The sequence below is a fragment of the Enterobacter sp. B79-1 genome (assembly GCF_057444735.1).
The window spans coordinates 191,915-213,139 of record NZ_JBYAZJ010000004.1; the positions used below are offsets into that span (position 1 = coordinate 191,915).

A 21,225-nucleotide genomic window follows, 5' to 3' on the forward strand; every position below is an offset into this window, starting at 1 on the left:
ATACGATATATCGAAATTGATTTTTTAATGATAATGATTGCTATTAACCAGGAATGCAAGATCTTTTAGATTGCATCTGAATATATCTAAGATATAGTTTAGATATATCAAATAAAGAGAGTCACTATGCGACACGAACATGATGGCGGCGGACGCCGACCGCGCTTTTTCGGCCACGGCGATCTACGGCTGGTGATCCTGGATATTCTGACCCGCAATGCCAGTCACGGTTATGAGCTGATCAAAGAGATCGAGAACCTGACGCAGGGGAACTACACGCCGAGCCCGGGCGTGATCTACCCAACCCTGGATTATCTGCAGGATCAGACGTTTATCACCATTACGGAAGAAGAGAGCGGTCGTAAGAAGATTGCGATAACCGCTGAAGGACAAAACTGGCTGGATGAAAACGGGGAACAGCTGGAACAGATCCAGGTGCGCATCAAAGCGCGCAGCGTCGGCTTCCAGCTGCGCAAAAACCCGCAGATGAAGCGGGCGCTGGAAAACTTCAAAGCGGTGCTGGACCTGAAGGTGAATCAGGGAGAACTCAGCGACGCGCAGCTCAAGCAGATCGTCGGGGTGATCGACCGCGCGGCGCTGGAGATCTCCCAGCTGGATTAAGCGAGCGCGCGTTCGCTCACGCGGAACACTTTTACCAGCTCTTTCAGGTGCATCGCCTGATCGTTCAGCGATGCCGCCGCCGCAACGGACTCCTCCACCAGCGCAGAGTTCTGCTGGGTGGTGGCGTCAATCAGGCCAATCGCACTGTTGATCTGCGAGATGCCTTCCGTCTGCTCATGGCTGGCCTGACGGATCTCACGCAGAATCACGTCCATCTCCTCCACGTTGCCGACCATCCCGTTGATCAGCCCGCTGGCTTTTTCCACCAGGTTCATCCCGTCCTGGGTCTGGCTGGTGGAACTTTCAATCAGCTGGCGTATTTCACTCGCCGAAGAGGCGCTCTTCTGCGCCAGCTGGCGCACTTCGCCCGCGACCACCGCAAAGCCACGCCCGTGCTCTCCCGCACGTGCCGCCTCGACTGCTGCGTTCAGCGCCAGAATATTGGTCTGGAAGGCAATGGCGTCGATCAGGTCGATAATGTCGGACATCCGGTTGGATGTTTCGTTAATCAGGCGCATTTTGCTGGTCACCTGTTTCATCATCTCACCGTTGTTTTTCACCACCGTGGCGGCATCGGCAGAGAGGGTGGTCGCTTCCCCAGTGTGCGACGCGGTGTTTTTCACCGTCGCGGTGATCTGCTCCATCGAGGCTGCCGTCTGCTCGACGGAACTGGCCTGCTCTTCGGTGCGCGCGGCCAGATCCTGGTTGCCTGCGACAATCTGCGCGGCGGCGCTGGAGATGTTTTCCGAGCCGGTTTGCACCTGCTGCACAATCTCCAGCAGACGGGTTTTCATCTCCATCAGCGCATGCAACAACAGACCGGTTTCGTCTTTACCGTGAGACATAATGCTGCCGGTCAGATCGCCATCGGCAATGGCTTCTGCAAAGCTCACCGCCTCGCCCAGCGGACGGGTAATGGAGCGTACGATAAACCAGCCGATCAGGCTGCCCGCAGCCACGCTGAAGAGCGTGATCAGGAGCAGCAGCATGCGGTTGGTTCGGAAATCACCGTCCACCTGCGCGCCCGCGCTCTGCATCTCGTTGTTTTGGATGGCGATCAGCGCCTGCACCTTCGCTTTGTAAGCCTGCTGCACGGTGAGGGTGTTGGTCATCATCTCCTGTATAGCGCCCGCACGGTTGTTGTTCTGTACCGCCTGTAAAATGCGGTAGCGCGAGTCCAGATACTGCTGGCGCACGCTGCGGATATCCGCCAGCACCTGCTGAGACTTCTGATCCTGCAACGCGTTGTTCAGCTCGCCCAGGATCACCGTAATGTGCTCGCTGATCTCTTTCAGACGCTGCTGAGATTGCCCCGTGTAGGTGCCCTGCTCGTCCAGCAGCATAAGCTGCTGCGTGCTTATAAATTCCTGGAAGTTGTCGATTAGCTGGTTGGCTTTTACCGTGGTGGGATAATCGTGGGTAATGATAGTCTGCATCCCGTTGTTCGCCCGATTCAGGCTCAGCAAGGAGACACTCGCACTGACGATCATCAGAACAATAAAGAACCCAAACGCCAGAAATAATTTCGTGCCGATCTTTACGTCATGTAAGAACATATTTACTCCATCGATGTGATTATTTCTCAGACGATCACCGTTATCGGTAACGAACGCGCTAACTTTATGACTTTGATCGTTTTTTTATTTCATAACCATCACAATGGATAGGTACAGTCTATTAATTTTGGCGCATCGATCGTTGCGTAACCACCAGAGAGGGCATTTCTGAAATAGCATCGGGGAAAACTGACTTAGGCAGGCATAAATAACTGAGCGGATTTTTTTAGTTATTTAATATCACATTAACAATAAACATTAAAAATAATCACATTAAAACGCCGTTTATACCTGGTGGCATAAACGGCTTTTCTGGAACATTACTGGCTCAATGGAGCACGGTCACGGCATCTTTGAGACGTCCCGCACGGTGCTTCACCATGGCGGAGATCTGCGCGCTCTCCTCTACCAGGTCCGCATTTTTCTGGGTGATACTGTCCAGTTCGGCAACGGCCCGGGTTAACTCGGACAGCCCGGTAGCCTGTTCAGACGTAGCGTGGCTAATCTGGGCAATAAGCTGCGTGACGTTTTTCACCTGTTCAACAATGTCATCCATTGTGCGGCCTGCCGCGTGAACCTGATCGGAGCCGGACTGTACCTTGCTGGCGCTGGCGTCAATCAGCTTACGGATATCGTTGGCCGCACTGGCGCTGCGGCTGGCGAGATGACGAACCTCACCGGCCACGACCGCAAAGCCTTTGCCCTGTTCGCCTGCGCGTGCCGCTTCCACTGCCGCGTTCAGCGCCAGAATATTGGTCTGGAAAGCGATGTCATTGATAAGCGAAGTGATCGAGCCAATCCGCTGGGTGCTGTCAGCAATATCATCCATGGTTTTCACCACCGTCTGCATCGCATTTCCGCCTTTGGTCGCCGCGTTGCTGGCCGCCACGGAGAGCTTATCGACTTCGGCAGCGGTTTCAGAGTTGCTTTGTACCGAGGCGGCCATTTGATTCATCGTCGCCACGGTCTGCTGCACATTGGTGACGGTCTGACGCGTGCGGTCGTTGAGATCGTCATTCCCCTGCACCAGCTTATCGCTGCCATCGCGCACGCTCACCACCTGGCTTGAGACATCATTGATTAACCAGCGACACATCAGCCCCAGCTGTCCGATCGCGCGCAGCGTCAGCCCCAGCTCGTCGCTGCGGTTCAGATGCTGCACGCTGTTACGCTCACCGGTCGCGACCTTCAGCGCCTGACGCGTGACATTTTCCACCGGTCGGACAATCTGCTGCTCGAACAGCATCGTCCCGACGACCATTACGACGGCAGCAGCCACCAGCGATGGCCACCCCGCAGAAGTGAACGCCAGCGTGGCAGCCATCACCGCAAACAGCGCCGCCATGACGCTACGAACCCGCCAGCGCAGCGGCATAGCCGGTAACTTCCCGAGCCAGCCTTTGCGCACCACCAGCCCTTTATGGATACGTTTTTTACAACGGCCTTCATTGAGCGCCTTATATAAAGGCTCCACGGTCGCAATCTCTTCAGCCGTCGCTTTTGTGCGAATCGACATATAGCCGGTCATTTTACCGTGGCGCACCATCGGCACGGCGTTCGCTCGCACCCAGTAGTGGTCGCCGTTTTTGCGGCGGTTTTTGACAATCCCGCTCCACGGTTCCCCCTGTTGCAGCGTGTACCACATGTCGGCGAAGGCCGCTTTCGGCATGTCGGGGTGACGCACCATATTGTGAGGCTGTCCCATCAGTTCCTGGAGCGTATAGCCACTTACCTGCACAAAGGTGTCGTTGGCATGGGTCATGTAGCTCTGGAGATCGGTGGTAGACATAAGCGTGGTGTCACTATCCAGAGGGAATTCATTCTGGGTGACAAAGGATGGAGAGGACATGGCGGGCATTCCTTGCAGGTTATTCGAGTGTTAATTTTGTGGTTTATTGTTTTTTCGGCGGTTACAAATTTATCTTTAGTTGTTAAATCCGATCGAGATCGCAAATTTCGGGTAAACCGCACTTTCTGTACGCTTTTCTAATCGATTGATTTAAAATACTTTCGTAGAGAAATTACCCGCAAAGCATGATCTATTAACGCCCACTTAAGTGGCATCTTTCGCACCACTCCGGTGCAATTGACCTCATCCATCGCGCTCTCCCCTCTCCCCTTCATCCCATCAGGCTGGTATCGGCATGATTAAATATTGCGCAACATAATTTTAACCTGGTGTTTATCCCGATTTTCGTTAAGTCCGCTGAAGTGGCGTAATCCCTGCAATACTTAACGCAGTATCATGTGATACGCGATCCCCGGGAGCACATTTTGAACAGGTTACCTTCCAGCGCCTCGGCTCTTGCCTGTACCGCGCACGCACTGAATCTCATTGAGAAGCGAACGCTCGATCATGAGGAGATGAAACAACTTAACCGAGAGGTCATCGATTACTTTAAAGAGCATGTGAATCCTGGTTTTCTTGAGTATCGCAAATCTGTTACCGCCGGCGGGGATTACGGAGCCGTAGAGTGGCAAGCGGGAAGTCTGAACACGCTTGTCGACACCCAGGGACAGGAATTTATCGACTGCCTGGGGGGTTTTGGTATTTTCAACGTGGGGCACCGTAATCCAGTTGTGGTTTCCGCCGTACAGAATCAACTTGCGAAACAACCTCTCCATAGCCAGGAACTGCTCGACCCGCTTCGCGCCATGCTCGCGAAAACGCTGGCGGCCTTAACGCCCGGCAAACTGAAGTACAGCTTCTTTAGCAACAGCGGCACGGAGTCGGTCGAAGCGGCGATTAAACTCGCCAAAGCGTACCAGTCGCCGCGCGGGAAATTCACCTTTATCGCCACCAGCGGCGCGTTCCACGGGAAATCCCTGGGTGCACTGTCGGCGACCGCCAAATCCACCTTCCGCAAACCGTTTATGCCGCTGCTTCCGGGCTTCCGCCACGTGCCGTTCGGTGACATTAACGCCATGCGCACCGTGCTGAGTGAATGCCGTAAAACCGGCGACGATGTGGCAGCGGTGATCCTGGAGCCTATCCAGGGTGAAGGCGGCGTGATCTTGCCTCCGCAGGGCTATCTGCCCGCCGTGCGTCAGCTGTGCGATGAGTTTGGCGCGCTGCTGATCCTCGACGAAGTGCAAACCGGCATGGGGCGCACCGGCAAGATGTTTGCCTGCGAGCATGAAAACGTTCAGCCGGACATCCTGTGCCTGGCGAAGGCGCTCGGCGGCGGCGTGATGCCAATAGGCGCGACGGTAGCAACGGAAGAGGTGTTCTCGGTGCTGTTCGACAACCCGTTCCTGCATACCACCACCTTTGGCGGCAACCCGCTGGCCTGTGCGGCGGCGCTGGCGACCATCAACGTGCTGCTGGAGCAAAACCTGCCCGCGCAGGCGGAGCAGAAAGGCGACATGCTGCTGGACGGCTTCCGCCAGTTGGGCCGGGAATATCCGGACCTTGTGCAGGAGGCGCGCGGTAAAGGGATGCTTATGGCAATCGAGTTTGTCGACAACGAAATCGGCTACAGCTTCGCGAGCGAGATGTTCCGCCAGCGGGTACTGGTGGCCGGGACGCTCAACAACTCGAAAACCATCCGCATTGAGCCACCGCTGACGCTGACGATTGAGCAGTGTGAGCAGGTGCTGAAAGCGGCGCGCAAAGCGCTGGCAGCGCTCAGGGTGAGTGTGGAAGAGGCGTAATATAAACACCCCCTCCGCGGGAGGGGGTGTTTAATGACCCGTCTGGCAGAATACGATATCATTCCTGCAATATCGGCTATCTTCTCCTGAGGGACCATGCGCTATTTTTTCCTGGAATGGGTCAATCCTTTCGAAATCATGATGCTTAACTCGCTTGCTAAGGATCATCCCGTAAAGCAAATTAATCGCATTATGCGACGCTACAAATCGATCAATGCCCTACTGCCAGGCGAGGCGTTAAAAAAATGGCATAAACGCACGCACTGTGCCGTTAAATTATCGGCAATCAAACAGGATGATATCGCGATTTGTAATGGCTACAGCGTCTTTCCTTTCCTGGATTATGTCGCCAGCATGCCATGTAAAAAAGTGTTGATTCTGCGCGACTCCGTGGATGCCCTGACGCGCAAACGTCGTCTTCTTGGGCAACTGGCGCAGGATGCGGATTACATCGAGACCGTTCGGCCCGTCTTTGATGCTATTTATAGCTTTGATCCTGCTGATTGCGAGCGCTATAACTTGCGTGCTATCGAGCAGTTTTTGCCGTTTAGCTGGCAAGAAATCCAGCAATTTCAAAAAGAGAGCGCAGCTGAAAATAAAAGCTGCTTTTTTGTCGGTGGCTATGAACCCATTCGGGCAGATGTTCTTCGTACCCTGACACCGGTACTTGAAAATAGCGGTTATGAGACAGATTTTTACCTGCTGGATAAGTACAATAATCAGGATAACTATCCCCGTAATTGTCAGAATAAAAAACTCAGCTATCTGGACAATATTAAAAAAGCCAAACACTGCTCAATTATGCTGGAAATAAACAAACCTGAGCAAAATGGTTTAACACTCCGCGCACTGGAAGCACTGGTTCTGAATAAGAAGCTGATCACCACCAATGCGTCGATTAAAACGATGGCGCTGTACGATCCCGCCCGTATTTTTATTTATAACGGAGTCGATACCGAGGGTCTGGACGCATTTCTTCAAAGCGACCTGCCTGCAAGAGATGAAAAACTCCTCAGACAATACAGTGCAGACAGCCTGCTCGCTACGTTGCAGAATCATCATTCCTGAAAGACGTTCGCCCGGTAAGCGTAGCGCCACCGGGCTGCTTTTTAACGGTGAAACTCCGCCACCGTCATAGTGAAGCGCAGTACGCTCTCCCCTTCGTTCGCATAACCGTGCGCCGCTTCGGTTTTCGCCACCGCCGACGCGCCAGCATTCACCTGCGTAACCGTCTCGTCCACCGTCAGCGTCAACACGCCTTCGTTCACGTGCAGCAGCTCAAAGGTTCCCGCCGGATGCCCCGAAGAGGTAAAGCGCTCCCCCGGCTGCATCTCCCACTGCCATAATTCAATCATGTCCGGGCCCGCGGTGCCTGCCAGCAGCCTGGCGTAACCGCCCTGTGCGCCCTGCCACAGAACCGGGATCGCCGCTTCTTCAATAATGTGCACCAGCGGCTCGCTGGAGACGTTGACGATATCCGCCACCGAGATGCCGAGCGCGGCGGCCAGCTTGCACAAAATGGCGATGCTGGGGTTGGCTGCGCCCTTTTCGATCTCCACCAGCATGCCTTTGCTGACGCTTGCGCGACGGGACAGCTCGTCCAGCGACAGCTTTTTCTCTTTACGCCAGTTGCGGATGCGGTTCGCCACGGCCAGGCTTACCTGGGCAACATCGGCACCCGAATCAGTCATTATATTGACTTTACCAGTCATTGGTCACTACCATAGTATAAAACAGTCAATACAGGATTATTTATGTCTCTCGTTACGCCGTCAATAGATTCGCGACTTGCCGACATTGCGCCCGGCTTTCGGGCGCTGAGCATTCTGGTTGAAGCCGCGCCGATTACCCAACCGGAGGTTGCGCCCGCCGCGCTGGCGCAGGCCTGCCAGCAGATGTTGAATGATGATGTGCCGTGGGCTGATGCGCACCTTTCAAATTGGGATGAGGTGTTTAAAGCGTTCGGCGCGAAACCGAAACGCACGCCCTGTTCCGCCGCGGCCCTGCGCAAGAGGGTGCTGAAAGACGGTTCGCTGCCATCGCTGGATCCGGTCGTGGATATCTATAACGCGGTGAGCATTCGCTACGCCATTCCGGTGGGTGGGGAAAATCTGGCGGCGTACTCGGGTGCGCCACGCCTGACGCTGGCCGACGGCAGCGAGCCGTTTGATACCTTTAAAGAGGGCCAGCCGGTGGTGGAATACCCGGATGCTGGCGAGGTTATCTGGCGCGACGACCTCGGCGTCACCTGCCGCCGCTGGAACTGGCGACAGGGAGTGCGTACCCGTCTGGACAGCCGGGCGCAATCTATGTGGTTTATTCTTGAAAGCCTGCCGTCGATGCCGCTTGAGGCACTGGAAGAGGCGGGAGAAGAGCTGGTCAACAACCTGCAGCGGCTGATGCCGGGAGCCACGGCTCAGGTTCAGCTGCTGACGCTGTAAGAGGACAACACGATGTTTCACGGGTTAAGCGCGTTTCCGTTAACGCCCCTGAAAGAGGGGACGTTTGACGAGCAGTCCTTCATCAATCTTCTGCGCCCCGTGGTCGACGCTGGCGTGGATTCACTGGGCATTTTGGGCTCAACGGGAAGTTATGCCTATCTGACCGTAGAAGAGCGCGGCCGGATCGCACGCTGCGCGGTGGCGCATGCTGATGACATTCCGGTCATCGTCAGCATCAGCGCATTGCGGCTGGACGATATTCTGCGTCTGGCTGACGACGCGCAGGCGGCAGGCGTCTCCGGCGTGCTGCTGGCACCCGTGTCGTACCAGCGATTAACGGAAGACGAAGTGTTTAATCTCTATGAAACGGTGACCCGCCAGATCTCCGTACCGCTGTGCATTTACGATAATCCCGCTACGACCGGTTTTTCGTTTAGCGATGAACTGTTATTTGCCGTCGCGGCCCTGCCGAATGTAGGGTCTATAAAGCTTGGCCGCGTGCCGGAGGACCTGTCGCAGGTACGCGCTCGTCTTCCTGATACCATCACGCTGGGCATCGCCGGTGACTGGCGAGCGGCCTCCGCCCTGCATACCGGGTTTGACGTCTGGTACTCGGTGGTCGGCGGGTTGTTTCCGCAAACAGCGCTGGCGATTGCCCGTTCGAAAGAGGCGGCACTATCCGAGCGGCTGGAGCCGCTGTGGGAATTGTTCCGTCGATACGGCAGCTTACGGGTTATCGCGGCGGCAGCAGAGATGATGGGGAAAGTAGCTGCACCTGCATTGCCGTTCCCGTTACAGGCGGTTCAGGGTGAGCCGCGTGAAGCGCTCGCCGGGATACTTGCGGCTCTTGAGCTGGCCTGAAAAACGCCGGGTGGCGCTAACGCTTACCCGGCCTACCGCACCGTCCCGCCATCCGTTGGCCCGGTAAGCGCAGCGCCACCGGGCAAAGCCGCTACTCCGGCAACAACCCCACAAAACTGCGTTTCTTACGCGGCTCCGACATCAATTCCTCAAGCTTATCCACGCACGCCAGATAGTGCGGCGTTTGCTTATGCGCCAGCACTGCCTCTTCGTCTTTATAGGCCTCGTAGATAAAGAACCGGGTTTTCACCCTCGGATCCTGCAATACGTCAAAGCGCAGATTCCCCGGCTCCTTGATTGCCCCCTCGTGGTTGGCGCGAAACACTTCCAGAAACTCGTCCACCCGCTCGGGCTTGATGTTAATCTCAACCAGCGTCACGTTCATTTTGCTTCTCCCTGTTTCTCTTCCTGCCAGAACTGGAACGCATCGCGGGCATTCCAGTTCTCGTGAACCACTTTCTTCACCGCCTTCAGCATGGCGAGCGGCGCGCTGGACTGGAAGATGTTGCGTCCCATGTCCACGCCGGATGCGCCCTGGTCAATCGCGCGCCAGCACATCTCCAGCGCCTCGTGCTCCGGCAGCTTTTTGCCTCCGGCGATCACAATCGGCACCGGGCAGCTGGCGGTCACTTTTTCAAAGCCCTCGTCCACATAGTAGGTTTTGACGAACTGCGCCCCCATTTCGGCGGCGATGCGGCTGGCCAGCGAGAAATAGCGCGCGTCCCGGGCCATCTCTTTACCCACACCCGTCACCGCCAGCGTCGGCATGCCGTAGCGCGCGCCCGCATCGACAAGCTTGATGATGTTGTTGATTGACTGATGCTCAAACTCACTGCCGATATACACCTGTGCCGCCACCGCGCAGACGTTCAGGCGCAGCGCGTCCTCCATCGCCACCGCCACGCACTCGTTCGACAGCTCGCCAAGAATCGAGTTACCCCCCGAGGCGCGCAGCACCACCGGTTTGTTCGTCGCGGCAGGCACCTGGCTCCTGAGGATGCCGCGGGTACACATCAGCACGTCGGTTTCGCCGAACAGCGGCGCGATGGAGAGATCGATACGCTCAAGGCCGGTGGTCGGCCCCTGAAAGTAGCCATGGTCAAAGGCCAGCATCACTGTACGGTTGCTCTGCGGATTGAAGATGCGCGAAAGCCTGGACTGCATACCCCAGTCCAGCGAGCCGCAGCCCTTCAGGGTGTAAGGCACATTCTGCTGCGGCGTGCCGATACCAAAATCTTTGCCGTCTTTGATGTCGTCTAAATCAGCCATTTGCTCCCCCGTCAGAAATCGTATTTGCTGATGTTCTCTTTGGTGAACACCACGCGCTCCGGCAGCAGCACGATGCCGTTGCCCTTCGCCTCATACTGGTAGCCCTGCACGCTGTTCGGCTCGACCTTCAGCGCGCCGATGTCTTTTACGTTCACGCTGTCGCCGACGTTAAGATCGCCTTTTTTCAGCAGGCGATCGGCGACATTGACCGCAATTTTGCCCTGTTGTACGACATCCCACAGGCCGAAGGCTTTTACTGTGCCGCGCTCAACGTACGGACGCATCACGTTCGGCGTGCTGAAGCCGACAATCGCCACACCTTCGCGCTTCAGGTTTTCCGCCGCCTGCGCCGCTGCTGGCAGCGCGTTGGCGTCCGGGGCGATGATGGCATCCAGATCCGGATACGCTTTTAAGATCCCTTCGGCGGTTTGCAGAGATTTAGTGGCATCGTTATAGCCAAACTGGGTGGTGACGACCTGCCACTGAGGATGATCTTTCTCGATTTTGGCCTTCGCCTCTTTCACCCACTGGTTCTGGTCGGTGACGGTCGGGCTGGAGTAGAAGAACGCCACTTTGGCGTTCGGTTTGGTGACCTGTTTGCCCGCCATCTCCACCAGCAGGCCGCCGAGCTGCTCCGGCGTTCCCTGGTTGATATAGATGCTGCGGCACTCCGGTTTGGTGTCGGAATCCCAGGTCAGGACCTTGACCCCGCGCTGCATCGCGCGCTTCAGCGCCGGGCAGAGGCCGTCCGGCGACACGGCGGAGACGATAATGGCATTAAAGCCCTGGTTGACGAAGTTATTGATGAGCTGCACCTGGCCGGAGACGCTCGGCTCGGTCGGGCCGTCGTAGGTGACGTCCACGCCGAGATCTTTCCCCGCCTCTTTCGCGCCGTTGCCGCCGCTGGTGAAGAAGCCCACGCCCACAAGCTTCGGGATAAAGGCAATGCGGTCCGCCGCCTGCGCCGAGGCGAAGCTGAGGGCCATTGCCAGGACGAACAGTTTTGTTTTCATCTTACGCTCCGGATAGTTTTCTAAAGAGAGAACGCACCCATTCACGGTGCAGACTCAGCGAACGTCCCATCACCACCACAACCAGCAGCGCCCCTGACAGCGCGCTCGACACCTGGTTAGGTATGCCGACCATCTGTAAACCCTGCTGCAGGTAGCCCACCAGCAGCGCCGCCAGCGCCGTACCGACAACCGAACCTGACCCGCCGTAGATATTGGCCCCGCCGAGCACGGCGGCAGTGAGCGCTGGCATCAGTAAATCGCGCCCCAGATCCGAACGCGCGGAGCCGAAATAGGAGACCATCACCAGCGCGGCAACCGCCGAGGCCACGCCCACCAGGCCGTACAGCGCATAGGGCATGCCGTTTACCGACAGCGCCGCATAGCGCGCCGCGCGAGGATTCTGGCCGATTAAAAACAGGTGACGACCAAAGCGCCCGCGATGGGTAATCAGCCAGAAAAAAAACGTAATCACCGCGAACAGCACCAGTGGGATCGGCAAGCCCAACACCGTGAGGTTAGCGAACGCCGTGAAGCTGTCCGGGAAGCCGCCGATGCCCTCGTAGCCCGTCGCCCCCGCCATGCCGGAGAGCAGCAGCGCGCCGCCGCCGTAGAGGTAGAGGGTGCCGAGAGTAATAACCAACGGGCTGATGCCGGTATAGTGAATAAGCGCGGCATTAAATAATCCGCACAGCAGGCCGAGCAGCAGCGTCAATGGAACGGCGAACGCCATCGGCCACCCCGCCTGCATCATGACGCCCAGCGCAATGGCACACAGGCCGATGGTCGAGCCGAGGGAGATGTCGATCCCGCCGCTGATAATCACCAGCGTGAGCGGCAGCGCCACAATGCCAATACAAATGAAGTCGCTGGTGCTGAACAGCAGCATGTTGATATCAAGCATGCGCGGGTTGATGGTGCCAAAGAGCAGGATCTCCAGCACCAGTAAAATGAGCAGCGCGCTTTCCCAGTTAAGCCTCATTTACGCCACCTCTTTTTTGCGTTTTGGAAAAGGGGTGACGTGCTTTCCCCCTCTGTTGCCCGGCTGGAAGCGGCCATACTTCAGCGCCCGCTGGTGACGCGCCAGCGCCTGGCGCAGGCGCCCGTCGAGCACCAGCACGCCAAGCAGCACCAGCCCGGCGATAAAGTCGTTCCACCACGCCGGGAGCCTGAACAGCACCAGCACGGTATCGATTTGCGTCAGGAAGAAGGCCCCGAGCAGCGCGCCAACCAGCGTGCCCGTGCCGCCCAGCAGCGAAATGCCGCCGAGCACGCAGGCGGCGATGGCCTTCATCTCCAGCCCGCTGCCGGTCTGGTTCGGCACAAAGCCAATCTGCGCGGCAAAGACAATTCCGGCGCAGGCCGCCAGCATGCCGTTCAGGGTAAAGGCAATCATGCGGGTGCGGTTCACCGCCACGCCCAGCTGGCGCGCGGCGGCGAGGTTATCCCCCACCGCGTAGAAATCACGACCGAACGCGGTGCGCGACAGCGTCCACGCGCCTGTGGCCGCGATAATCAACACGACTATTCCGAGCGGTGAAATGCCGATGGCGGCAGGCTCAGAGAGGGATTTTAGTGCTGGCGGCAGTCCTTCAATCCACTTCCCGCCCGTCCAGAGCAGCATCGCCCCGCGGTACAACCCCAGCGTGCCGAGGGTGGCGACAATCGCCGGAATGCGCAGCCCCACCACCAGAAACCCGTTGAACGCCCCGGCCAGCGCGCCAGTCGACAGCGCGAAGAGAATGGAAACGGGCAGGCTGTAGCCGCTGTTCAGCGCCACACCTACGGCGATCGCGGACAGCCCCACGGTGGAGCCAACGGACACGTCGATATTGCGGGTCAGCATCACAAGCGCGGCACCGATGGCCAGCAGGATCAGGATCTGCGCGCTGGCGAAGATCATCCCCAGCGTCTGCAGGCTGAAGTAAGACGGGTTCAACGCCACCAGCACGGCGAACAGCGCCAGAATGGCGAGAAACGCGCTCAGCTCGCGGTTTTTGAGTAAGGTCTTCATGATTTCCCTCCGAACGCCAGCGCCATCATCTTGTCGAGGCTGACGGCGTGACGCGGCAGCTCGCCGCTGAGCACGCCCTGATGCATCACCAGCACCCGGTCCGCAAGGCCCGGGAACTCGTCGAGATCGCTTGAGATCATCAGCACCGCCACGTTCTGCGCCGCCACGCTTTTTATCAGCTGGTAGATGTCGGCGCGGGCCGAGACGTCCACCCCGCGCGTCGGTTCATCGACGATCAGCAGTAAAGGATTGGCCTCGAGACAGCGCGCCAGCAGCACCTTCTGCTGATTACCGCCGGAGAGCGTGCGTACGGTTTGATCCGCATGGTTGAGCTTGATCCCCAGCGCCCGGTGGTAACGCTCCACCACCGCAGACTCCCGCTTGCGCTGCTGCCAGAGAGACGGCTCGTTCAGCGCCACGGTGTTCCAGCGGATCGGCGCGTCGAGGAACAGGCCGGACACCTGCCTGTCTTCCGGCAGGTAGACCAGCCCTTTTTCCAGGCGTGAACTTACCGGATCGCCGGTAATCTCCTGGTTCTCCAGCCAGACGCGGCCGCCGCGCACAGGCCGCAGACCATAGAGCGTTTCCGCAAACTCGGTGCGCCCGGATCCCACCAGCCCGGCCAGGCCGACGATCTCCCCGGCGTAGATCTCAAGGCTGAGATCGATAAACCCCTCCCCGGTGAGCTCGTCCACCCGCAGCACCGGGAAATCCTGAGCCTGGGTGCGGCGGTTGCCCGGCAGCGCCAGCCACAGCTTTTGCGTATCGCTGAGGGATTTCTCCCGGCTTACCGGCGTCATGGCAGCAATCAGGGCGCTGTCGTCAAACTGCGTAGTTTCGCCGCTCAGCACCACCGCGCCGTCGCGCATCACCGAGACGTGGCTCGACAGCTGGCGAATTTCCGGCAGCTTATGCGAGATAAAGACAATCCCGACGCCGAGCGCCTGCAGGGCGCGGATCTGGCGAAACAGCCGCTCGGTTTCGCCGGGCGTGAGGGAGGCCGTGGGTTCGTCGAGGATCAGAATCCTGGCGTTGCGCATCAGGCCGCGCAGGATCTCGACCATCTGCTGATCCGCCACTTCCAGGGTGCTGGCGGTGGCGTCGAGGTTAAGCGGGCACTGCAGCTGCTGAAGCTTCTCCGCCAGCCGCGTTTCCAGATCGCGCTCGCGCGGCAGGCGGAACAGGATATTTTCCCTCACCGTCAGGTTGGGGAACAGCAGAGGCTCCTGCGGCACCAGGTAAATGCCTAGCCTGTGCGCCTGCACGGGCGTGAGCCGCGCATATGACTGCCCCTCGACAGAAAGTTCACCGCTGTCCGGCGTTTCCACCCCGGCGATGATCTTCATCAGCGTCGATTTTCCCGCGCCGTTTCCGCCCATCAGGGCGTGCACCTGGCCCGCAAGCAGCGTGAAATCAATGCCTTTCAGAACCGGCACGCCTGAGAACTGCTTGCTGATATTTCGCGCGTCGAGAAGTGGTGTCATCATCGCTCCGCTATTGAACAAATGATTTTTAGATTTAATAATGTTCAAAAGCGTAGACGGTGAACTATATTTACAACCGTGCAGGGATCACAGTTTTATCGATTGAGATACAGATAAACCAGAAACGATCTAAAAGATCCGTTTTGTCGCGTGGCTCACACTTTCCCTCCGCGCCATCACGAACATATGATCTAAATTTTTATAAGAGTTCAACTATGAGCGATAAACGCATTGCGGAAGAAGGACGGTTTGCCGGGCTGGCACTGGCGGAAGAGGAACTCGTGGCGCGCGTGGCGTGGTGCTATTACCACGACGGGCTGACCCAGAACGACATCGGCGAGCGGCTCGGGCTGCCGCGCCTGAAGATCTCCCGCCTGCTGGAGAAGGGCCGTCAGTCCGGGGTGATCCGCGTGCAGATCAACTCCCGCTACGAGGGCTGCCTGGCGCTGGAAACCGAGCTCCAGCAGCGCTTTGGCCTGAAGATGGTGCGCGTGATGCCCGCGTTAAATACGCCGCCGATGAACGTGCGGCTGGGTATTGGCGCGGCGCAGTCGCTGATGGGCGTACTGGAGCCCGGCCAGCTGCTGGCGGTGGGGTTTGGTGAAACCACCATGAGCAGCCTGCAGCACCTGAGCGGCTTTATCAGCTCGCAGCAGATCCGCCTGGTGACGCTCTCCGGCGGCGTGGGGCCGTATATGACCGGTATCGGCCAGCTGGACGCGGCCTGCAGCGTGAGCATGATCCCCGCCCCGCTTCGCGTGTCATCTGCCGAGGTGGCCGGGATCTTAAAACGCGAGACCAGCGTGCGGGACGTGATCCTCGCCGCCACCGCCGCCGACGTGGCGGTAGTCGGCATTGGTTCGGTGAACCAGCGCCGTGACGCCACGATACTGCGCTCCGGCTATATCAGCGAAGGCGAGCAGCTGATGTACGCCCGCAAAGGCGCGGTCGGCGATATTCTCGGCTACTTCCTCAATGCCGAGGGCGAATGCGTTGAAGAACTGGAGATCCACAAAGAACTGCTGGGCGTCACGCTCGATGAACTGGCGCAGCTGCCCACCATCGTTGGCGTGGCCGGAGGGGAAGAGAAAGCCGATGCGATTTATGCCGCACTGAAGGGCCGCCGTATCAATGGCCTGGTGACGGAGGAGACGACAGCCCGCGCGGTGCTGGCTCTGGCCGGATAAGAGTCTGCCCTGCGCTAACAATGAGGCAAGCTCATGAGTTACCTTTTAGCGTTAGATGCAGGGACAGGCAGCGTTCGCGCCGTTATTTTCGATTTACAGGGCAACCAGATTGCCGTCGGCCAGGCCGAGTGGAAGCACCTGAGCGTGGAGAACGTGCCGGGGTCAATGGAGTTCGACCTGGAGACCAACTGGCGGCTGGCCTGCCAGTGTATTTATCAGGCGCTGGAACGTGCGCACCTGAGCGCGGCGGATATTCAGTCCGTCGCCTGCTGTTCCATGCGCGAAGGGATCGTGCTGTATGACCGCAACGGCGAGGCCATCTGGGCCTGCGCCAACGTCGACGCCCGCGCCAGCCGCGAGGTGGCTGAACTCAAAGAGATCCACGACGACCGTTTTGAATCCGAAGTGTATGAGGTTTCCGGCCAGACGCTGGCGCTGAGCGCGATGCCGCGCCTGCTGTGGCTGGCACACCATCGCCCGGATATTTACCGCAAGGCCGCCACCATCACCATGATCAGCGACTGGCTGGCGGCGAAGCTCTCCGGCGAGCTGGCGGTCGATCCGTCCAATGCGGGCACCACCGGCATGCTGGATCTCTTCTCCCGCGACTGGCGGCCGGCGCTGCTCGACATGGCCGGCCTGCGCGCCGATATCCTCTCCCCGGTGAAAGAGACCGGCACCGTGCTAGGCGCTATCACCAAAGAGGCCGCGCAGCAGAGCGGCCTGCGCGAAGGCACGCCGGTGGTGATGGGCGGCGGCGACGTGCAGCTGGGCTGCCTGGGGCTGGGCGTGGTTCGCGCCGGGCAAACGGCGGTGCTGGGCGGTACCTTCTGGCAGCAGGTGGTGAACCTGCCGCAGGTGCGTACCGACCCCGACATGAACATCCGCGTGAACCCGCACGTTATCCCCGGCATGGCGCAGGCGGAGTCGATCAGCTTCTTTACCGGGCTGACCATGCGCTGGTTCCGCGACGCCTTCTGCGCCGAGGAAAAGCTGATTGCCGAACGGATGGGGATGGACACCTATTCCCTGCTGGAAGAGATGGCGAGCCGCGTACCGGCGGGTTCACACGGGGTGATGCCGATCTTCTCCGACGCGATGCATTTTAAGCAGTGGTACCACGCCGCACCGTCGTTTATTAATCTCTCCATCGACCCGGAAAAGTGCAACAAAGCGACGCTGTTCCGCGCCCTGGAAGAGAACGCGGCGATTGTCTCGGCCTGCAACCTGGCGCAGATCTCGCGCTTCTCCGGCGTGACGTTTGAGAGCCTGGTGTTTGCAGGCGGCGGGGCTAATGGCGCCCTCTGGAGCCAGATATTAAGCGACGTCACCGGGCTGCCGGTGCGCGTGCCGGAGGTGAAAGAGGCGACAGCGCTCGGCTGCGCAATTGCGGCAGGCGCGGGCGCGGGGCTGTTTGCGGATATGGCCTCGACGGGCGAGCGGCTGGTGAAATGGAGCCGCGAGTTCACGCCGAACCCGCAGCACCGCGAGCTGTACGACGGCATGATGCAGAAGTGGCAGGCGGTGTACGCCGACCAGCTGGGGCTGGTGGACAGCGGGCTGACGACGTCGATGTGGCAGGCGCCGGGGCTGGTGCGGGCAACGGCGCCGTAAAAAACGCCGGATGGCGCTGCGCTTATCCGGCCTACGGTTTTGTAGCCCCGGTAAGCGCAGCGCCACCGGGGAAGTTCTTTGAGATCTATCACAATCATTCGATCCCGCTTTTACCTTTCCGCTGCCGCTGGCTAAATTAGTAACTCATCCGACCACATAACAATAATTTTACACTGGAAGAGACTATGAGCCGCTACCCGTCGTTATTCGCCCCCCTCGATCTGGGGTTCACCACACTCAAAAACCGCGTGTTGATGGGCTCGATGCACACCGGGCTGGAGGAGCATCCGGACGGGGCCGAGCGTCTGGCGGCCTTCTATGCCGAGCGCGCCCGCCACGGGGTGGCGTTGATTGTCACCGGCGGCGTGGCCCCGGCTCCTTCCGGTGTGGGCATGGAGGGCGGCGCGGTCCTGAACGATGCGTCACAGCTGGCGCACCACCGCATTGTGACCGACGCGGTACACCGCGAGGGCGGTAAAATCGCCCTGCAAATCCTGCACACAGGACGCTACAGCTATCAGCCGAACCTGGTCGCGCCGTCGGCTCTTCAGGCGCCGATTAACCGCTTTAAACCTCACGCTCTCACCCACGACGAGATCCTGGCATTGATTGACGACTTCGCCCGCTGCGCGGCGCTGGCGCGCGAGGCGGGCTACGACGGCGTTGAGGTGATGGGCTCAGAAGGCTACCTGATCAACGAATTCCTCGCCGCCCGCACCAACCAGCGCGACGACGAATGGGGCGGCGACTATGCCCGCCGGATGCGCTTTGCCGTGGAGGTGGTGCGCGCGGTGCGCGAACGTGCGGGCGCGGACTTTATTATCGTTTTCCGCCTGTCGATGCTCGACCTGGTGGAAGGCGGCGGGACGTTCGAGGAAACCGTGCAGCTGGCGCAGGCGATTGAAGCCGCTGGTGCCACGATTATCAACACCGGCATCGGCTGGCACGAGGCGCGCATCCCGACCATCGCCACGCCGGTACCGCGCGCGGCGTTCAGCTGGGTAACGCGCAGGCTGAAGGGCAAAGTGTCTGTTCCGCTGGTCACCACCAACCGCATTAACGATCCGCAGGTGGCGGACGATGTGATTTCACGCGGCGATGCCGATATGGTGTCGATGGCGCGTCCGTTCCTCGCAGATGCCGAACTGCTCTCCAAAGCGCAAAGCGGTCGTGCGGATGAGATTAATACCTGCATCGGCTGTAACCAGGCCTGTCTGGATCAGATTTTCGTCGGCAAGGTGACCTCTTGCCTGGTTAACCCGCGCGCCTGCCATGAAACCAAAATGCCGGTCGTTCCGGCGGTCAATAAAAAACGCCTGGCCGTGGTGGGCGCAGGCCCGGCAGGGCTGGCGTTTGCGGTGAATGCCGCCTCGCGCGGGCACAGCGTGACGCTGTTTGATGCGCTGGCGGAGATTGGCGGCCAGTTTAATATCGCCAAACAGATCCCCGGCAAAGAGGAGTTCTATGAAACGCTGCGCTACTACCGCCGGATGATCGAGCTTACAGGCGTCGATCTGCGGCTTAACCAGTTTGTCAGCGCGGCGGATCTGATCGGTTTCGACGAGGTGATTCTGGCGAGCGGGATCGTACCGCGCATGCCGGCGATCGAGGGTATCGATCATCCGAAGGTGTTGAGCTATCTGGACGTATTGCGCGACAAAGCGCCGGTTGGCGAGAAGGTGGCGATTATCGGCTGCGGCGGGATCGGTTTTGATACCGCGATGTATTTAAGCCAGCCGGGCGAGGCCACCAGCCAGAACATTGCCGAGTTTTGCGTGGAATGGGGTATCGACACCAGCCTGAGCCAGTCCGGCGGGCTACGCCCGGAAGGGCCGCAGCTGCCGAAAAGCCCGCGCCAGATCGTGATGCTCCAGCGTAAAGCCAGCAAGCCGGGCGAAGGGCTGGGCAAAACCACGGGCTGGATCCACCGCGCCACCCTGCTCTCACGCGGGGTGAAGATGATCCCGGCGGTCAGCTACCAGAAGATCGACGACGAGGGGCTGCACGTCACGATCGGCGGCGAACCGCATCTGCTGCGCGTGGATCATGTCATTTTATGTGCCGGGCAGGAGCCGAAGCGCGATCTGGCGGATCCGCTGCGCGAAGCCGGTAAAACGGTGCATTTGATTGGCGGATGCGACGTGGCGATGGAGCTGGACGCGCGGCGGGCAATTGCGCAGGGGACGAAGTTGGCGCTGAGTATTTAACTGCATCGCCCGGTGGCGCTTCGCTTACCGGGCCTACGAGTCCGAGGCCATTGTAGGCCCGGTAAGCGAAGCGCCACCGGGCATCAGACCGCACACTACGTAGGCCTGTGCAAGCGAAGCGCCGCCAGGCAAAACAATCTTAACGACGACGCCCCAGCTTCACCGCCTTCAGCACCACGAACTTGTTATTGGTCGCAATGGTGACGCAGTTGCCGAAAATCTTCTTCAGCTTGTGGAAGTAGTCCAGGTGGCGGTTCGCCACGATGTACAGCTCACCGTTGATTTTCAGGCAGCGGCGCGCGTGGTGGAACATCTCCCACGCGACATTATCCGTCAGGGCGTGCTTCTGGTGGAACGGCGGGTTGCAGAACACGGCGTTGAAGCGGAACGGCTCTACGCCCGACAGCGCGTTGTTGATCATAAACTCGCAGCGGTCCAGCGCTTCCGGCATGTTGGTTTCCACGTTCAGACGGCTGGAGGCCACCGCCATAGGCGATTCGTCGCTGAACACCACGCTGGCGTCCGGGTTCTTCGCCAGCAGCGTCAGGCCAATCACGCCGTTGCCACAGCCCAGATCGACAATCTCACCTTCCAGATTTTCCGGCAGATGTTCCATGAAGAAACGCGCGCCGATATCCAGCCCGGTACGGGAGAAGACGTTCGCATGGTTGTGGATGGTCCAGTCGGTGCCTTCCAGCTTCCAGCTCAGGGTCTCCGGCGCGTCGGCCAGCTCCGGCGCGCTGAAGGTGCAGTTGATCAGGCGCGCTTTTTTCCACGCCAGCGTCGTGGTGGTCGGGCCGAGGACTTTCTCGAATAGCTCCAGCGTCGAGGTGTGAATATCGCGCGCTTTGGCACCCGCGATAATGCGGGTTTCTGGCGTCACGACCTTACGCAGCGCGCGAAGCTGTTGCTCCAGCAGCGCCATGGTTTTTGGCACCTTAATCAGCACCACGCCCGGTGCCTGCGGGTAATCCGCGGTGCTGTCGAGGAACTTCACGCTGGACTCTTCGATGTCGTTATGGCGCAGGTTTTCACGCGTCGCCAGCTCGCTCAGGTAGGAATCGCCGATGCTGTATGGCGTGTGCTCCGCCAGGGCACAGCCCAGCGCGCCAAAGGCGTCATTCAGGATCAAAACCGGGCCGCGGATTTCAGTCTCATCCAACTGCTGCAGCAGATATTCATCCGCCGCTTCCCACGCCATGAGCGGGTTAACGTCGTCCGTTTCCGGGAAACGTTTAAGGTTGAGTGAACGGAAACCGTTGTCTAAGTGGCTCATCGGCCCTCCTGAATGGTAAAATTTGGCGTAT

The 21,225-nt window shown here is 59.1% G+C and carries 18 protein-coding genes; 8 read left to right on the top strand and 10 right to left on the bottom strand.

All coding sequences use genetic code 11. From position 1 onward, the window contains the following. Positions 1 to 126 precede the first annotated feature (126 nt). Positions 127 to 621, top strand: coding sequence for a PadR family transcriptional regulator (locus AC2T6E_RS13805; protein ID WP_126815509.1), 495 nt, complete (start codon positions 127 to 129; stop codon positions 619 to 621). On the opposite strand, the gene AC2T6E_RS13810 is transcribed toward AC2T6E_RS13805, so the two are convergent. After that, positions 618 to 2,177, bottom strand: coding sequence for a methyl-accepting chemotaxis protein (locus AC2T6E_RS13810; RefSeq protein ID WP_126815508.1), 1,560 nt, complete (start codon positions 2,175 to 2,177; stop codon positions 618 to 620). The genes AC2T6E_RS13805 and AC2T6E_RS13810 overlap by 4 nt on opposite strands. Before the next feature lie 328 nt (positions 2,178 to 2,505). Then, positions 2,506 to 4,026: a methyl-accepting chemotaxis protein gene (locus tag AC2T6E_RS13815; RefSeq protein ID WP_460212744.1), complete on the bottom strand. Its 1,521-nt coding sequence runs from the start codon at positions 4,024 to 4,026 to the stop codon at positions 2,506 to 2,508. A 425-nt stretch (positions 4,027 to 4,451) separates the two neighbouring features. On the opposite strand from AC2T6E_RS13815, the gene ygjG reads away from it, so the two are divergent. Both ygjG and AC2T6E_RS13825 read left to right on the top strand, forming a co-directional pair. Further along, positions 4,452 to 5,831, top strand: a complete 1,380-nt coding sequence (gene ygjG / locus AC2T6E_RS13820; protein ID WP_042715413.1) for a putrescine aminotransferase — start codon at positions 4,452 to 4,454, stop codon at positions 5,829 to 5,831. 96 nt (positions 5,832 to 5,927) lie between these two features. Continuing rightward, a complete protein-coding gene (locus AC2T6E_RS13825) occupies positions 5,928 to 6,899 on the top strand; it encodes a WaaS/CpsH family glycosyltransferase (protein WP_460212743.1) in 972 nt (323 codons plus the stop codon). A gap of 41 nt (positions 6,900 to 6,940) precedes the next feature. Here AC2T6E_RS13825 and AC2T6E_RS13830 read toward each other — a convergent pair whose 3' ends face one another. Beyond that, positions 6,941 to 7,543: a helix-turn-helix domain-containing protein gene (locus tag AC2T6E_RS13830; protein WP_460212742.1), complete on the bottom strand. Its 603-nt coding sequence runs from the start codon at positions 7,541 to 7,543 to the stop codon at positions 6,941 to 6,943. 42 nt (positions 7,544 to 7,585) lie between these two features. Between AC2T6E_RS13830 and AC2T6E_RS13835 the strand changes: the two genes are divergently transcribed. Next, complete coding sequence (locus AC2T6E_RS13835; RefSeq protein ID WP_486692190.1) at positions 7,586 to 8,272, top strand: B3/B4 domain-containing protein; 687 nt, start codon at positions 7,586 to 7,588, stop codon at positions 8,270 to 8,272. A gap of 12 nt (positions 8,273 to 8,284) precedes the next feature. Then, entirely contained in the window at positions 8,285 to 9,133 is an 849-nt protein-coding gene (locus AC2T6E_RS13840) for a dihydrodipicolinate synthase family protein (RefSeq protein WP_486692192.1), read from the top strand. Positions 9,134 to 9,224: 91 nt separating this feature from the next. Here the strand turns inward: AC2T6E_RS13840 and lsrG are convergent, their stop codons facing one another. From lsrG to lsrA, 6 genes are read right to left on the bottom strand one after another with little or no spacing between them, the layout of a single operon-like run. Next, the gene (lsrG, locus tag AC2T6E_RS13845) at positions 9,225 to 9,518 is read right to left on the bottom strand and encodes a (4S)-4-hydroxy-5-phosphonooxypentane-2,3-dione isomerase (RefSeq protein WP_003862606.1); all 294 of its coding nucleotides are present in this window, start codon (positions 9,516 to 9,518) and stop codon (positions 9,225 to 9,227) included. After that, positions 9,515 to 10,402, bottom strand: coding sequence for a 3-hydroxy-5-phosphonooxypentane-2,4-dione thiolase (lsrF, locus tag AC2T6E_RS13850; protein ID WP_023333522.1), 888 nt, complete (start codon positions 10,400 to 10,402; stop codon positions 9,515 to 9,517). The genes lsrG and lsrF overlap by 4 nt, the downstream gene beginning before the upstream one ends. Positions 10,403 to 10,413: 11 nt before the next feature. Next, complete coding sequence (gene lsrB / locus AC2T6E_RS13855; protein ID WP_431139190.1) at positions 10,414 to 11,415, bottom strand: autoinducer 2 ABC transporter substrate-binding protein LsrB; 1,002 nt, start codon at positions 11,413 to 11,415, stop codon at positions 10,414 to 10,416. Between the two features lies 1 nt (position 11,416). Next, positions 11,417 to 12,394, bottom strand: a complete 978-nt coding sequence (gene lsrD / locus AC2T6E_RS13860) for an autoinducer 2 ABC transporter permease LsrD (RefSeq protein WP_172701247.1) — start codon at positions 12,392 to 12,394, stop codon at positions 11,417 to 11,419. Continuing rightward, positions 12,395 to 13,426, bottom strand: a complete 1,032-nt coding sequence (gene lsrC / locus AC2T6E_RS13865; RefSeq protein WP_089600198.1) for an autoinducer 2 ABC transporter permease LsrC — start codon at positions 13,424 to 13,426, stop codon at positions 12,395 to 12,397. Continuing rightward, positions 13,423 to 14,910 carry an autoinducer 2 ABC transporter ATP-binding protein LsrA gene (lsrA, locus tag AC2T6E_RS13870; protein ID WP_486692325.1) on the bottom strand — a complete coding sequence of 496 codons (1,488 nt, stop codon included), beginning with the start codon at positions 14,908 to 14,910 and terminating at the stop codon, positions 13,423 to 13,425. Before lsrA ends, lsrC begins: the two co-directional genes overlap by 4 nt. 215 nt (positions 14,911 to 15,125) lie before the next feature. Between lsrA and lsrR the strand changes: the two genes are divergently transcribed. The 3 genes from lsrR to AC2T6E_RS13885 all read left to right on the top strand — a co-directional run bounded on the left by lsrR (position 15,126) and on the right by AC2T6E_RS13885 (position 19,918). Then, entirely contained in the window at positions 15,126 to 16,097 is a 972-nt protein-coding gene (gene lsrR / locus AC2T6E_RS13875) for a transcriptional regulator LsrR (RefSeq protein WP_486692195.1), read from the top strand. A 33-nt stretch (positions 16,098 to 16,130) separates the two neighbouring features. Then, positions 16,131 to 17,711, top strand: a complete 1,581-nt coding sequence (gene lsrK / locus AC2T6E_RS13880) for an autoinducer-2 kinase (protein WP_486692197.1) — start codon at positions 16,131 to 16,133, stop codon at positions 17,709 to 17,711. 185 nt (positions 17,712 to 17,896) lie between these two features. Further along, positions 17,897 to 19,918: an oxidoreductase gene (locus AC2T6E_RS13885; protein ID WP_486692199.1), complete on the top strand. Its 2,022-nt coding sequence runs from the start codon at positions 17,897 to 17,899 to the stop codon at positions 19,916 to 19,918. Positions 19,919 to 20,057: 139 nt separating this feature from the next. On the opposite strand, the gene rlmG is transcribed toward AC2T6E_RS13885, so the two are convergent. Then, positions 20,058 to 21,194: a 23S rRNA (guanine(1835)-N(2))-methyltransferase RlmG gene (gene rlmG, locus AC2T6E_RS13890; protein ID WP_023333530.1), complete on the bottom strand. Its 1,137-nt coding sequence runs from the start codon at positions 21,192 to 21,194 to the stop codon at positions 20,058 to 20,060. Positions 21,195 to 21,225 lie beyond the last annotated feature (31 nt).